Source organism: Salmonella sp. 32010601201800023SM (assembly GCF_017572235.1).
Classification (GTDB): Bacteria; Pseudomonadota; Gammaproteobacteria; order Enterobacterales; family Enterobacteriaceae; genus Salmonella; species Salmonella enterica.
On record NZ_JAGEQS010000004.1, the window covers coordinates 270,538 to 285,714 of the forward strand.

The following is a 15,177-nucleotide window of genomic DNA, read 5'->3' on the forward strand; positions in this document are numbered from 1 at the left end:
AGAGCATTAATATTACGCCGTGAGGTCGGTTTTGTCTGCTGAAGGGTTAATCCTTAATGCCGACTGAACGGACGTACAGCCATATTTTTCTGTCACTGCCATGACCATATTCTGCTTCTCCGGGCCGCAGAGTCCATGCTCGCGATATGATTTGACGGCCGGAGTGAGACTGAGGGAATCATCATGAAATTTACTCTCGTTGCGACGGTTCTACTGACGTTTTCCCTTTCAGCTTTTGCCGTTGAGTATCCGGTATTGACCACCGCGAGCCCTGATCAGGTGGGGTTTGATAGCCAAAAACTTCACCGACTTGATGGCTGGATTCAAAATCAAATTGATGCCGGATATCCCAGCATCAATCTTCTGGTGATAAAAGATAATCATATTGTTCTACAAAAAGCCTGGGGCTATGCCAAAAAATATGACGGTTCCACGCTGTTAGCCCATCCCATTCGGGCGACCACTAACACGATGTATGACCTGGCTTCAAACACAAAAATGTATGCCACTAATTTCGCATTGCAAAAACTAGTGTATGAAGGAAAAATAGATGTCAATGATTTGGTATCAAAATATATCCCCGGCTTTAAGGATATGCCTGGGGATAAAATAAAAGGCAAAGATAAACTCCGCATTATTGATATTCTTCATCACGTCGCGGGCTTTCCTGCCGACCCACAATATCCCAATAAAAACGTCGCCGGTAAATTATTTTCACAGAGTAAAAGCACTACTCTGGAGATGATTAAAAAGACACCGCTGGAATATCAACCTGGGTCGAAGCATATCTACAGCGACGTGGATTATATGATTCTTGGTTTTATCATTGAATCGATAACGGCAATGCCATTAGATCGCTACGTCGAAACCACCATTTATAAACCGCTCGGATTAAAACATACCGTCTTTAACCCGCTGATGAAAGGCTTCACGCCGCCGCAAATCGCCGCAACGGAACTACACGGCAATACGCGTGACGGCGTGATTCATTTCCCCAATATTCGCACCAATACACTATGGGGCCAGGTGCATGACGAAAAAGCCTGGTACTCAATGGGCGGCGTTTCAGGACACGCCGGACTGTTTTCTGACACCCATGATATGGCTGTGTTAATGCAAATCATGCTCAATGGGGGCGGCTACGGTAACGTGAAGCTATTCGACGACAAAACGGTTGCGCAGTTTACTCGCCGCTCGCCAGAAGACGCTACCTTTGGTCTGGGGTGGCGCGTTAACGGCAACGCCTCAATGACCCCCACGTTCGGGGTATTAGCCAGTCCGCAAACGTATGGACATACCGGATGGACCGGAACGCTGACGTCTATCGATCCGGTTAATCATATGGCGATTGTGATTTTAGGTAACAGGCCGCACTCGCCGGTAGCAAATCCTAAAGTGAATCCGAATGTTTTTGTCAGTGGATTATTACCTGCGGCGACGTATGGCTGGATTGTTGACCAGATATATGGTTCCTTAAAATAAAAATTAAGAGCCTATCTCTGTAGGCGTTATTGGCGCAGCCAGTTTGGACACGGACAGCGCGCAAAAACCGGAGCGTACACGTAGTACGTGAGGTTTGACTCGCTACGCTCGCCCTTCGGGCCGCCGCAAGCGGCGTTCAAAACGCTAATGCGTTTTGGCGAGCACTGCCCAGGTCCAAAATGGCAAGTAAAATAGCCCTAATGGGATAGGCTCTAAGAAGGGATTCTGATAGCGTCCCTTCCTTCAATTTACACTCTATTTTCAATACTAAGATTGGCCTCATCAGGCCTGTTAAACGTCGACCCGACGGGAAAATGTTTATCGCAGGGCGTTCAGCCCTGCGAGCGTCAACATTTCTGCAAACGGAGTAAGGTTAGCCAATAAGTTTAAGATTTTTTATCACTCAATCATTTAACCGTTCCAGGCCTTAACCGGCCTACAAATACGCTTATTTAGCTAACCAGTCGAGTATCCCCTGTGCGGCATGTCGGCCTTCTGCCATCGCTGTCACCACCAGATCGGCGCCACGCACCGCATCGCCGCCGGCGAAGATTTTCGGGTTGGACGTCTGGTAACGAAACTCGCTCTCGACGCTGGCGGCAATACGTCCCCAGTTATCCACCTTCACGCCATGCGATTCCAGCCACGACATACCATGCGGATGAAAACCAAACGCCATAATGACCGCATCCGCCGGCATCACGAACTCGCTGTCCGGTACAGGTACCGGGCGGCGTCGCCCCTGCCCATCCGGTTCGCCAAGCCGCGTACGCAAAAAGCGAATACCGCTGGCGCGCCCATGCGTATCCAGCACCAACTCAACCGGCTGAACGTTAAATTCAAAGTTCGCGCCCTCTTCCCGCGCGTTTTTCACCTCTTTTTTCGACCCCGGCATATTGGCCTCATCGCGGCGATAAGCGCAGGTGACGTTAGCAGCGCCATGACGCAGCGCCGTACGTACGCAGTCCATTGCGGTGTCACCGCCGCCCAGCACAACCACGTTAAGGCCCGCAGTATCAATAAACGGCTCGTCAGGCAACGCCGGAAGCCCCATCACCTGTTTGGTATTGGCGATGAGGAATGGCAACGCATCATATACCCCCGGCGCGTCTTCATTCGGTAAATCAGCCTTCATGGAACGATAGGTTCCTACCCCGACAAAGACGGCGTCATAACTCTCCAGCAGCGTCTCCAGAGAAATATCTTTCCCTACTTCGCAGTTAAGCTCGAAACGAATCCCCATCGCGCTGAAGATCTCCCGACGGCGCGCCAGCAGAGATTTATCCAGTTTGAAAGCCGGAATACCAAAGGTGAGCAAACCGCCGATTTCCGGATGGCGATCGTAGACGGTGGCGCTTACGCCATGGCGCGCCAGCACGTCAGCGCAGGCAAGACCTGCCGGCCCCGCGCCGATAATCGCCACGCGCTTATCGCTCTTCTGTACGTCCGACAGGTCGGGACGCCAGCCTTTGCTCAGAGCGCGATCGGAGATATAGCGCTCAATGTTGCCGATGGTAACCGCGCCATACTCATCGCGGAGTGTACACGCGCCTTCACATAACCGGTCCTGCGGACAAACGCGCCCGGTAATTTCCGGCAGGCAGTTGGTCTGGTGAGAAAGCTCTACCGCCGCATCAATATCGCCGGCTTTCACCAGTTCGATCCACTGGGGAATATGGTTATGCAGCGGACAGGTCCATTCGCAGATACTGTGTTCCCCGCATGTGAGGCAGCGGGACGCTTCACGCTCGGCCTGCGCGGCGCGAAACGGCAGATAAATTTCCTCAAAGGTGGTTTTACGCGCTTCAATCGCCAGTTTATCCGGTTCGCCGCGCGGCGGCGTCGCCTGCATACGCTCGACTTTGCTGCTTGCTGTCCCACTGTGTTGTGTATCCACGGTATGCCAGGGGCGAATCTCCTGCCGGGCGGTACGCAGCCGTCGCGTTTTAGCCAGACGGGTCAACGAGTCTTCGGTGACCAGTTGCAGCGCATCCGCCGGGCAATTTTCCACACAGGCCGGACCCTGTTCACGTCCCTGACACAGATCGCATTTATGCGCGCTGGCTTTGAACTGGTTTGGCGCGACGGGCGTCAATACCATCTGCATGGTGCCGAATGGGCAGGCGACGACGCAGGATTTACAGCCGATGCACTTCTGCGCATTGACCTGCACGCTGTCGTTAATATGCGCGATCGCGCCGTTCGGACAGCTACGGGCGCAGGGCGCATCTTCGCAATGGTGACATGTGACCGCGCTGCGCTGGTGCTGATGTTTGATGACAGTAATTCGGGGCTGATAGCGCTGTGGCGTCAGGACATGTCGCTCATCATTGTGAGCCATTACGCAGGCGACCTCGCAGGCATGGCATCCCAGACACTGCTGGCTATTGGCCATAATAAAACGATTCATGGCGTCCTTCTGTTTTGGTTGCAAAAACCTTATTCTTTATATGAGCATTGTTATTAACTGACGAAGGCGGGGTCGGCAATGTTCATCTGCCCAGGAAGCACAACTATCTGTCCAGAACCTGTGGCAGATCAATTTATTTCAAAGCAAATGAAATTGCGGTTCAGCTAAATGCGGGGAGTACCAGTGTGACGGTTAAACGCCCGGTCTCGGCCAGTCTGGCTAAGGCTTTTTTCTATATTGTGCTGTTGTCTATTCTGTCCACCGGCAGCGCATTACTGACGCTGACCAGCAGTTTACGGGATGCCGAAGCGATCAATATCGCCGGTTCGCTACGAATGCAGAGCTATCGGCTGGGTTACGATCTGCAAAGCCGTAGCCCGCAGATTAATGCGCATCGTCAACTTTTCCAGCACGCGCTCAACTCGCCGGTACTGCAAAATCTCAACGCCTGGTATGTGCCGCAGGCGGTAAAAACTCGCTACGCGCGCCTGCACGCCAACTGGCTGGAGATGAATAGCCGCCTACAGGACGGCGACATTGCCTGGTATCAGACCAATATCAACAATTACGTCAATCAAATTGATCTCTTCGTTCTGGCATTACAGCATTACGCCGAGCGTAAAGTCATGCTGGTCGTCGCCATATCGCTGGCGGGCGGTATCGGCATATTTACGCTGGTCTTTTTTACCCTACGACGTATTCGCCAGCAGGTCGTTCGCCCGCTGAATCAACTGGTCACCGCCAGTCAGCGAATTGAACATGGTCAGTTCGCCCCGCTGCCGCTGGATACCAGCTTACCCAATGAGCTGGGATTGTTGGCGAAAACGTTTAGCCAGATGTCGAGCGAGCTGCATAAACTTTACCGTTCGCTGGAAGCCTCGGTGGAAGAAAAAACGCACGATCTGCACGAAGCGCATCGCCGCCTGGAGGTGTTATACCAGTGCTCCCAAGCGCTGAATACCAGCCAAATCGATGTCCACTGTTTTCGCCATATTTTGCAAATTGTCCGTGAACATGACGCCGCCTGGTATCTGGAGTTAACCGTGGGCGATAACTGGCGGATTAGCGAAGGCACGCAAAGCCCCGACCTGCCGATGCAAATGCTGCCAGTGACGATGCAGGACACGGTCTATGGCGAACTCCACTGGCAAAGCCCCAACGTTAATGCCTCTACGCCGCTGCTGAACAGCGTCTCCACGATGCTGGGGCGTGGTTTGTACTTTAATCAGGCGCAAAAACACTTCCAGCAACTTTTGTTAATGGAAGAACGCGCGACGATTGCCCGTGAGCTACACGATTCGCTGGCGCAGGTACTTTCTTATTTACGTATTCAGTTAACGCTTTTGAAGCGCGCCATTCCAGAAGATAACGCCGGCGCGCAAAGCATCATGGCGGATTTCTCCAGAGCGCTGAACGACGCCTACCGTCAGCTTCGGGAGTTACTCACCACGTTCCGTCTGACGTTACAGCAGGCCGATTTACCCTCCGCATTGCATGAGATGCTGGAAGATTTACAGAGTCAGACTCCGGCCAAACTCACGTTGGATTGCCGTTTACCCACGCTGGCGCTGGATGCGCAAATGCAGGTGCATTTATTGCAAATTGTGCGTGAAGCGGTCCTGAACGCCATTAAACACGCCAACGCGAGCGAAATCGCCGTGAGCTGCGTCACCGCGCCTGACGGCGATCATACCGTTTATATTCGCGATAATGGCATTGGTATCGGCGAACCGCATGAGCCTGCCGGACACTATGGTCTGAATATAATGCGTGAGCGCGCGGAGCGGCTTGGCGGCACGCTGAATTTTTCGCAACCCTCCGGCGGCGGCACGCTGGTCAGTATCAGTTTTCGCTCCTCCAACAAGGAAGAGAGTCAGTTAACGTAAAGAACGGCAAATCACCGGAAGGCCAGATGTCAGGCTTTCCGGCGTTGGCACAAAAAGTATGCTGTAAAAGCGCATGATAATTTACATTATCTCCTTTATTTCTCCACGTTTGGCTCGTAGCTTGCCGCTACAGTGAAGCAGTTCAAATCTATAACGATATGTAGAAACACGAGGTTCCCCTTTAATGGCGAATTTTTTTATCGATCGCCCCATTTTTGCCTGGGTGCTGGCTATCCTGTTGTGTCTGACAGGGGCGTTAGCCATTTTTTCTTTACCTGTTGAACAATATCCCGATCTGGCGCCGCCCAACGTACGTATTACCGCGAATTATCCGGGAGCGTCAGCGCAAACGCTGGAAAATACCGTAACCCAGGTTATTGAGCAGAATATGACGGGCCTCGATAATCTGATGTACATGTCATCACAAAGCAGCGGAACCGGACAGGCGACCATCACCCTGAGCTTTATTGCGGGAACCGATCCTGATGAGGCGGTTCAGCAGGTGCAAAACCAGTTACAGTCCGCGATGCGTAAACTGCCGCAGGCGGTACAGGATCAAGGCGTCACGGTACGCAAAACGGGCGATACCAATATTTTGACCATCGCTTTCGTCTCTACCGACGGTTCTATGGACAAGCAGGATATCGCCGACTACGTCGCCAGTAATATTCAGGACCCGCTCAGCCGCGTCAACGGCGTGGGCGATATTGACGCTTATGGTTCACAGTACTCTATGCGTATCTGGCTCGATCCGGCCAAATTGAATAGTTTTCAGATGACCACGAAAGACGTGACCGATGCAATTGAGTCGCAGAATGCGCAAATCGCCGTCGGGCAGCTTGGCGGTACGCCTTCGGTCGACAAGCAGGCGCTGAACGCCACCATTAATGCGCAGTCATTGCTGCAAACGCCGCAACAATTTCGCGATATCACCCTGCGCGTTAATCAGGACGGTTCCGAGGTCAAACTGGGCGATGTCGCCACCGTGGAGCTGGGGGCGGAAAAGTATGACTACCTCAGCCGTTTTAACGGCAATCCGGCTTCCGGTCTTGGCGTTAAGCTGGCCTCCGGCGCGAATGAAATGGCGACCGCGAAGCTGGTGCTGGATCGCCTCAACGAGCTGGCGCAGTACTTTCCCCACGGCCTGGAATACAAGATCGCGTATGAAACCACCTCCTTTGTCAAAGCCTCGATTATCGATGTGGTCAAAACGTTGCTGGAGGCTATCGCTCTGGTTTTCCTGGTGATGTACCTGTTCCTGCAAAACTTTCGCGCCACGCTGATTCCGACGATCGCCGTGCCGGTAGTATTAATGGGCACCTTCTCCGTGCTTTACGCGTTTGGCTACAGTATTAACACATTAACCATGTTCGCGATGGTGCTGGCAATCGGGCTCCTGGTCGACGATGCCATCGTGGTGGTGGAAAACGTCGAACGTATCATGAGCGAAGAAGGACTCACGCCGCGTGAAGCGACGCGCAAATCCATGGGGCAAATCCAGGGGGCGCTGGTCGGTATCGCGATGGTGCTGTCTGCGGTATTCGTGCCGATGGCGTTCTTTGGCGGTACCACCGGGGCGATTTATCGTCAGTTTTCTATCACCATTGTCTCGGCAATGGTGCTGTCGGTGCTGGTCGCCATGATCCTGACGCCAGCGTTGTGCGCAACGTTATTAAAACCGCTGCACAAAGGCGAGCAGCACGGGCAACGCGGATTTTTCGGCTGGTTTAACCGTACCTTCAATCGTAATGCCGAACGTTATGAGAAAGGCGTAGCGAAAATTTTGCATCGCAGCCTGCGCTGGATTCTGATTTATGTTCTGTTGCTTGGCGGCATGGTGTTCCTGTTTTTGCGTCTCCCCACCTCCTTTCTACCGCAAGAAGATCGGGGCATGTTCACTACGTCTATCCAGCTACCGAGCGGTTCTACGCAACAGCAGACCCTGAAAGTCGTTGAAAAGGTTGAAAACTATTACTTCACCCATGAGAAAGACAACATTATGTCGGTCTTCTCGACGGTCGGTTCCGGCCCTGGCGGGAACGGGCAAAACGTCGCGCGCATGTTTGTTCGCTTGAAAGACTGGGACGCGCGCGATCCCACCACCGGCTCCTCGTTCGCCATTATTGAGCGGGCGACAAAAGCATTTAACCAGATTAAAGAAGCTCGCGTCTTCGCCAGCAGCCCGCCGGCAATTAGCGGTCTGGGCAGCTCCGCCGGTTTTGATATGGAATTACAGGATCACGCCGGAGCAGGCCATGACGCGCTGATGGCCGCACGAGATCAACTCATTGAGCTGGCCGGGAAAAACAGTTCCTTGACCCGCGTGCGCCACAACGGCCTGGACGACAGCCCGCAACTGCAAATTGATATTGACCAACGGAAAGCGCAGGCGCTGGGCGTATCGATTGACGATATCAACGACACCCTGCAAACAGCCTGGGGGTCGAGCTACGTCAACGACTTTATGGACCGGGGTCGCGTGAAGAAGGTCTATGTTCAGGCCGCAGCGAAATATCGTATGTTGCCGGATGATATTAATCTTTGGTATGTCCGTAACAAAGACGGCGGCATGGTCCCCTTCTCCGCCTTCGCCACCTCGCGCTGGGAAACCGGATCGCCGCGTCTGGAACGCTATAACGGCTATTCGGCGGTAGAAATTGTCGGAGAGGCCGCGCCGGGGGTCAGTACCGGGACGGCAATGGATGTCATGGAGTCATTGGTGCATCAGCTACCGGGCGGTTTTGGCCTGGAATGGACAGCCATGTCTTACCAGGAACGGCTCTCCGGCGCGCAGGCGCCTGCGCTGTACGCTATTTCGCTATTAGTCGTCTTCCTGTGTCTGGCGGCATTGTATGAAAGCTGGTCGGTGCCCTTCTCGGTGATGCTGGTTGTGCCGCTCGGCGTCATCGGCGCGCTACTCGCTACCTGGATGCGCGGGCTGGAAAACGATGTTTACTTCCAGGTGGGGCTGTTGACCGTTATCGGCCTCTCGGCGAAAAACGCGATTCTGATTGTGGAATTCGCCAACGAAATGAATCAGAAGGGACACGCGCTGTTAGACGCCACGCTGTACGCCAGCCGCCAACGCCTGCGACCGATACTGATGACTTCGCTGGCGTTTATCTTTGGCGTATTGCCGATGGCCACCAGCACCGGGGCAGGCTCGGGTAGCCAACATGCTGTCGGAACCGGCGTGATGGGGGGAATGATCTCAGCAACCGTTCTGGCTATCTTCTTTGTACCCCTGTTTTTCGTGCTGATACGTCGCCGCTTCCCGCTGAAGCCGCGCCCGGAATAAGATCCCGGCCAGCCTGATACGAGGTGCCGGGCACAAAAAAGGCGACTTTCGTTGAGTCGCCTTTTCTTTTCCCCTATGGGAGCGCGGTGCCTTCCAGGCATTTATTTACGAAGCATGACTTCGATAAAATCTTTCCAGTTCCCCAGTTCACGTTCAATCATAATAGCCTCTCTTATTATTATGGGTATTCTACGTAGTTAGCGGTATAGAGAGAAGTTCATTTAACCGATTGTTGCGATATCCTCTGGTTATGCTGTCTATGATATTACTATGGCGCTGTAGCCGTAAATTTTATGTGACTTACTGCAATATTTAGCAACATTAATACCTTTTCTACTACTTTATCAAATCGGATTAAAAAACAAACAATTGCATGTGCGCAAAATAGGATTTTCCTCGCGAATTATAAACAAGCCACATCTGGAACGTTTTGGAATCATTATTCACATTCACTCAACAATGTTATATTGATTGCCGATCAGCGCTGGATAAATAACCATTAACAGCCACACTTATTATCCCGCAGACGATACTATTGATTATTTATTCGAATTTCGCGTTAAAGGATTCAATATGATTACCCTCTATGGCATTAAGAATTGCGACACGATCAAAAAAGCGCGCCGTTGGCTGGAGGAGCATGGCATTGATTATCGTTTTCACGATTACCGTGTGGATGGCATAGACCTCCCTCTTCTTAATACCTTTATTGCCGAACTCGGCTGGCAGCCGTTACTGAATACGCGCGGCACAACATGGCGCAAACTGGATGAAGGCGACCGCAGCGGGATTACCGATGCCGACTCCGCCGCTGCTCTCATGGTTGAACAGCCGGCAATCATCAAACGCCCATTGCTCTGCGCGCCCGGGAAGCCTATGCTGCTTGGTTTCAGTGAATCCCGTTATCAGCAGTTTTTTGATGAGGTGTAGTCTATGTCGTGCCCGGTTATTGAGCTGACACAGCAACTTATTCGTCGCCCCTCCCTGAGTCCGGATGACGCAGGCTGTCAGGCATTAATGATTGAACGCCTGCGTAAAATCGGTTTTACCATTGAGCATATGGATTTTGGCGACACGCAAAATTTTTGGGCATGGCGTGGGCGTGGCGAAACGCTGGCGTTCGCCGGGCATACTGACGTCGTACCGGCAGGCGATGTCGATCGCTGGATCAATCCGCCGTTTGAGCCTACGATTCGCGACGGAATGTTGTTCGGTCGCGGCGCGGCGGATATGAAAGGTTCACTGGCGGCCATGGTGGTGGCTGCTGAACGATTTGTTGCGCAGCATCCTCATCACCGGGGCCGCCTCGCGTTTTTGATTACCTCTGATGAGGAAGCCAGCGCAAAAAATGGCACCGTAAAGGTGGTTGAAGCGCTGATGGCCCGTCACGAGCGGCTGGATTACTGTCTGGTCGGCGAACCCTCCAGTACCGAAATTGTGGGCGATGTCGTCAAAAACGGGCGTCGCGGTTCCCTCACCTGTAACCTCACTATTCATGGCGTTCAGGGGCACGTCGCCTATCCGCATCTGGCGGATAACCCTGTTCATCGCGCTGCGCCTTTTCTTAATGAACTGGTCGCTATCGAGTGGGATCGGGGCAATGACTTTTTCCCGGCCACCAGTATGCAGGTAGCCAATATCCAGGCAGGCACCGGCAGCAATAATGTCATTCCCGGCGAACTGTTCGTGCAGTTTAATTTCCGTTTCAGCACGGAACTGACCGATGAGATGATCAAAGAGCGGGTACATGCGCTGCTTGAGAAGCATCAGCTACGCTATACCGTAGACTGGTGGCTTTCCGGCCAGCCGTTCCTGACCGCACGCGGCAAGCTGGTGGACGCGGTAGTAAACGCCATTGAGCACTATAATGAAATTAAACCGCAATTACTGACGACGGGCGGTACGTCCGACGGACGTTTTATCGCCCGTATGGGAGCGCAGGTGGTAGAACTGGGGCCGGTGAACGCCACCATTCATAAAATTAATGAATGTGTGAATGCCGCCGATCTCCAGCTACTGGCCCGTATGTATCAACGCATTATGGAACAGCTCGTCGCCTGATGAGCGTTCCGGTAAGAGGAAATAAGCATGGACTGGCTGGCAAAATATTGGTGGATTCTGGTATTGGTGTTTCTGGTAGGCGTACTGCTGAATGTGATCAAAGATCTCAAACGCATCGACCATAAGAAATTCCTTGCCAATAAACCTGAGCTGCCCCCGCATCGCGATTTTAACGATAAGTGGGACGATGAAGACGACTGGCCGAAGAAAGATCAGCCGAAAAAGTAACCGGATATCATGCCGGACAGGTATCGCTATCCGGCATGCTCCCCACCGCCGGGCATTACGTCGCGTAAACGCTGCGTTCGTCCGGCATCCAACGCAATCAGCGCCTGCGCCGCCTGCGCACGCTGCAACGCCAGCAGAGCTTTACGGCCTGAAATGCGTAGCCGGGCGCACAGTTCGGCATCGCTGGCTTTTTCCTCCAGCCGCCCTCTCAGCGCCGGTAATGGCAATGCGCTGTATTGCAGTAAACGATGCAGGCAACCTAACGATGTCAGTAGCGGGCGGTGCGCGAACGCAAAGCCGACCAGCTCACGCCAGTCTTCATCATTAAGCGCCTGTTCGTCTAACGCCGCCAGCGGTATCGCCTCGCCGTTCCACTGCGTCAGGATGTCCGCATCGCGGCGCAAACGCCGGTGTTCCTGCTGCGCCAGCCGTTTTCCCGCGTCGCTCAGCGGCAATAACGCCATCGCCGTATAGCAACCGCTGCTCGCCTCCCGATGGTTGCCCATCCGTACCAGTACAAAGCCGCAGCGTTGCCAGAAACGCCACAGCTCCGGCGTATAGCCAAAGCTGACGGAAAGATAATCACACTGCGCCGCCTGTACGCACGCGCAGGCAATCAACTGCTGACCGATGCCTTCGCGCTGGCGGGCAGGGTGCACCGCGATACGGCTTACGCGACGCCCAACCAGCGTCGCGGCTAAAGGGTCGCTACCGTGCGCCGCCAGCGACTGCGCCACCAGATTTCCACGCGGACGCCGGAAACCGCACCATACAGCCTGACTGAGTTCTGCGGATAACCCACCCTCTTCGACCAGCCAGAGGGCGCCCGCCACACGGTTATTCGCCGTAGCCTGCAAGAAATGCTGTCCTGGCGCATCCATCATTCGGCGCAGATCCAGCGGCGAAGTACGATAGTGCGCCCCCGACAGTAACTGATACACAGCCCTCGGCAACGCGGGCGTCTCCCCCCAGGCCTGCTGGTAAAAAGCCGAGATTGCTATCGCGCCATGTGGCGCCTGCGCAAACGCTTCATCGTCGAATATCAGCGCCTCGCTGACGATATTTTCCAGCGGGCATTCTGGCGCCCAGCGGACAGGCTGACGAAGCGTGAAGCGGTGAAGCTGCGGAAAACGGGCGCAAAACTTAAGTAAAAAACCGCGTCCGGTGCCTTCGTAGCCCTGAACGGTGGTGGTGAGTAGTATGCGGGGAAAGCGCGAAACCAGTTGCAGCAGCAGCGGCGCGGGGATTGCCGCCGCCTCGTCAACCACCAGCCAGTCGGCTCTTGCCCCGCTCGCCAGCAACGCATCCGGCGCCATAAAGCAGAACCGCTCACCGGCAAACGCTGCCAGGATATCCGTTGCCGTTTTCGCCGGTGCGGTCACGATAGCCGTGCCCGCCATCCGGGAGATGAATTGCCCGGCCAGCGCCGATTTGCCGCGCCCACGGGGGGCAATCACCGTCGCCACGCCGGGCGGCATTTCACGTAAACGCGATAAGATAGCCGCCTGCTCCGGCTGCGGCTCGCCGGTGGCGGGTCGCCAGCGTCCACGGAAAGGATAAGATGGCCAGCAAAACGGCTGGCGCTGTCGCCAAAGCAGCGTTTGCGGATCGCGGGAAAGAGTCCGTTTAAGATGCTGTGCAAACTGCGGTGTAGGGATAGGCTGCGCGCAGTCGCTCCAGCGCAGTGAATCGGTATCAGGCCGGCTTTCCCACGTCTCGTACGGCGGCATCAGCAGAAGCAGCCAGCTTCCGGCCTGCAAGGTCCCGCTCAGAGCGGCAAACGCTGCGGCGTCAAAGCCCTGCCAGGCATCAAATATCGCATGACGGAATTCACGGCCCAGCAGCGTTTGTAACGCCTGTGGCGTACAGCACGGCTGGGCGGGCGCGTCAGGCGCGACCCACAGCCAGTCACCGGGCAGCGCAGCGCGTATCGCCTCGGCCCGCTCCCGGCACCACGCCGCGTCGCCGCTGATGACCAGTAAACGGCGAATACCTTCCTGTGTCATTTGCGACGTTAACGCCCGTAGCGCATCGATATCAGACATCCCTGCCCCGGTTTATCAAAAGTTTTTGCCAAACGTATTACATTGCGCCGGGTCACCGCTGTCAAATCCACGCTTAAACCAGCTGTAGCGCTGTTCTGAGGTGCCGTGGGTAAAACTATCCGGCACGACGCGCCCCTGCCCCTGTTGTTGTAAGCGATCGTCGCCGATAGCCTGTGCGGCATTGAGCGCCTCTTCCAGATCGCCCGCCTCCAGTACGCCTTGCTGCTGCATACTGTGTCCCCACACGCCGGCAAAGCAATCCGCCTGTAGCTCCATGCGCACCGAAAGGCGATTCACCTCCGTTTGCGACGCGTTTTGCTGCAACTGGCGTACTTTCGGCTCAATACCTAACAGTTTTTGTACGTGGTGGCCGACTTCGTGGGCGATGACATAACCCTGGGCAAAATCACCGTCCGCGCCCAGCTTATTTTTCATATCATCGTAAAATGAGAGATCGATATAAACGGTGCCGTCCGCCGGGCAGTAAAACGGCCCCATCACGGACTGACCCGCACCACAGCCGGTGCGCGTCATACCACGGTACATCACCAGTTTTGGCTGCTGATAGCCGCGCCCCATTTTTTGAAAGAGTTGACCCCAGGTATCTTCGGTCGTCGCCAGAATCACCGAGGTAAATTTTGCCGCTTCATCATCATTGGGGCTTATCGAACGCGTCGACTGCTGCTGCGAAACCGGCTGGCCGGTCAACAGACCGGTTAAATCCACCCCATAGTACCCTGCGACCAACACCACCACCAACAGAATGATGCCGCCTTTTCCGCGCGGAAGACGAAAGCCTGGGCCACCCAGCGAGGGGCCGCCTGGCCGATTACGTCTGTCCTCTACATTGTTACTTTCACGACGCCCTTGCCAGCGCATAATCACCTCATTCTCTCTTTGTTATACAGATGATCGTAGGCGGTCAGGCGCAGGATTACCACAGATAAACGCTATCAGAATGAGGAAAGGATGATACCGGAGAGCGGTTGCCCCCCGGTCAGAAGCGGAATTAATCTAATTTCACGCCCAGGCGATGCGCGACGGCTTCATAGGCTTCAATCAGACCGCCCAGGCTCTGGCGGAAGCGGTCTTTGTCCATTTTGTCCAGCGTCTCTTTATCCCACAGGCGGCTACCGTCCGGCGAAAACTCATCGCCCAGCACCACTTCGCCTTTATACAGGCCAAACTCCAGTTTGAAATCCACCAGGATAAGACCCGCGTCATCAAACAGTTTTTTCAGTACGTCGTTGGCTTTGTAGGTTAGCTCTTTCATACGCGCCAGATTTTCCTGACTTACCCAACCGAACGTTTCACAGTAGGAACTATTCACCATCGGGTCGTGCAGCGCGTCGTTTTTCAGGAACAGATCGAATATCGGCGGGTTAAGCTCCATGCCTTCTTCCACGCCCAGACGCTTGACCAACGACCCAGCCGCACGGTTGCGCACCACACATTCAACCGGCACCATCTCCAGCTTCTTCACCAGACACTCGGTATCAGACAGCAAACGTTCCATCTGGGTCGGGATGCCCGCCTCGGCCAGTTTGGTCATAATGAAATGGTTGAATTTGTTATTTACCATGCCCTTGCGATCAAACTGTTCAATGCGCGCGCCATCCCCTGCTGACGTATCATTGCGGAATTCGAGCACCAACAGGTCCGGGTTTTCCGTGCTGTATACGGTTTTCGCTTTACCACGATACAACTCAGCTTGCTTTTGCATCTTTAACACTCCTGGGTGTGAATTAACGATAAGTATTCATTTCC

11 protein-coding genes are annotated in these 15,177 nt (G+C 54.3%); 6 read left to right on the forward strand and 5 right to left on the reverse strand.

The window, feature by feature from the left end; all coding sequences use genetic code 11:
- Positions 1 to 183 precede the first annotated feature (183 nt).
- Positions 184 to 1,482: a penicillin binding protein PBP4B gene (gene pbp4b / locus J4617_RS14665; protein WP_208290700.1), complete on the forward strand. Its 1,299-nt coding sequence runs from the start codon at positions 184 to 186 to the stop codon at positions 1,480 to 1,482.
- Positions 1,483 to 1,930: 448 nt separating this feature from the next.
- Here pbp4b and aegA read toward each other — a convergent pair whose 3' ends face one another.
- Positions 1,931 to 3,892 (reverse strand): formate-dependent uric acid utilization protein AegA, encoded by a 1,962-nt coding sequence (aegA, locus tag J4617_RS14670; protein ID WP_001078920.1) that lies wholly within the window; start codon positions 3,890 to 3,892, stop codon positions 1,931 to 1,933.
- Between the two features lie 185 nt (positions 3,893 to 4,077).
- On the opposite strand from aegA, the gene narQ reads away from it, so the two are divergent.
- Both narQ and acrD read left to right on the forward strand, forming a co-directional pair.
- Positions 4,078 to 5,778 carry a nitrate/nitrite two-component system sensor histidine kinase NarQ gene (gene narQ / locus J4617_RS14675; protein WP_000216817.1) on the forward strand — a complete coding sequence of 567 codons (1,701 nt, stop codon included), beginning with the start codon at positions 4,078 to 4,080 and terminating at the stop codon, positions 5,776 to 5,778.
- Positions 5,779 to 5,962: 184 nt separating this feature from the next.
- Positions 5,963 to 9,076 (forward strand): multidrug efflux RND transporter permease AcrD, encoded by a 3,114-nt coding sequence (gene acrD, locus J4617_RS14680; protein ID WP_001263077.1) that lies wholly within the window; start codon positions 5,963 to 5,965, stop codon positions 9,074 to 9,076.
- Between the two features lie 101 nt (positions 9,077 to 9,177).
- Here acrD and ypfM read toward each other — a convergent pair whose 3' ends face one another.
- Positions 9,178 to 9,237 carry a protein YpfM gene (ypfM, locus tag J4617_RS14685; RefSeq protein WP_001386977.1) on the reverse strand — a complete coding sequence of 20 codons (60 nt, stop codon included), beginning with the start codon at positions 9,235 to 9,237 and terminating at the stop codon, positions 9,178 to 9,180.
- Between the two features lie 412 nt (positions 9,238 to 9,649).
- Here ypfM and J4617_RS14690 point away from each other — a divergent pair, with 412 nt between their 5' ends.
- From J4617_RS14690 to J4617_RS14700, 3 genes are read left to right on the forward strand one after another with little or no spacing between them, the layout of a single operon-like run.
- A complete protein-coding gene (locus J4617_RS14690) occupies positions 9,650 to 10,006 on the forward strand; it encodes an ArsC family reductase (protein WP_000631923.1) in 357 nt (118 codons plus the stop codon).
- A gap of 3 nt (positions 10,007 to 10,009) precedes the next feature.
- Positions 10,010 to 11,137 carry a succinyl-diaminopimelate desuccinylase gene (gene dapE, locus J4617_RS14695; protein ID WP_001277822.1) on the forward strand — a complete coding sequence of 376 codons (1,128 nt, stop codon included), beginning with the start codon at positions 10,010 to 10,012 and terminating at the stop codon, positions 11,135 to 11,137.
- Positions 11,138 to 11,164: 27 nt separating this feature from the next.
- On the forward strand, positions 11,165 to 11,365 hold the full coding sequence (locus J4617_RS14700) for a YpfN family protein (RefSeq protein WP_000383839.1): 201 nt from the start codon (positions 11,165 to 11,167) through the stop codon (positions 11,363 to 11,365).
- Between the two features lie 26 nt (positions 11,366 to 11,391).
- Here J4617_RS14700 and tmcA read toward each other — a convergent pair whose 3' ends face one another.
- The 3 genes from tmcA to purC form a co-directional block, all read right to left on the reverse strand.
- The gene (gene tmcA, locus J4617_RS14705; protein ID WP_017465492.1) at positions 11,392 to 13,410 is read right to left on the reverse strand and encodes a tRNA cytosine(34) acetyltransferase TmcA; all 2,019 of its coding nucleotides are present in this window, start codon (positions 13,408 to 13,410) and stop codon (positions 11,392 to 11,394) included.
- A 15-nt stretch (positions 13,411 to 13,425) separates the two neighbouring features.
- Positions 13,426 to 14,289, reverse strand: a complete 864-nt coding sequence (locus J4617_RS14710) for a neutral zinc metallopeptidase (protein WP_001267523.1) — start codon at positions 14,287 to 14,289, stop codon at positions 13,426 to 13,428.
- 130 nt (positions 14,290 to 14,419) lie between these two features.
- Positions 14,420 to 15,133: a phosphoribosylaminoimidazolesuccinocarboxamide synthase gene (purC, locus tag J4617_RS14715; RefSeq protein WP_001171630.1), complete on the reverse strand. Its 714-nt coding sequence runs from the start codon at positions 15,131 to 15,133 to the stop codon at positions 14,420 to 14,422.
- Positions 15,134 to 15,177: the final 44 nt, after the last annotated feature.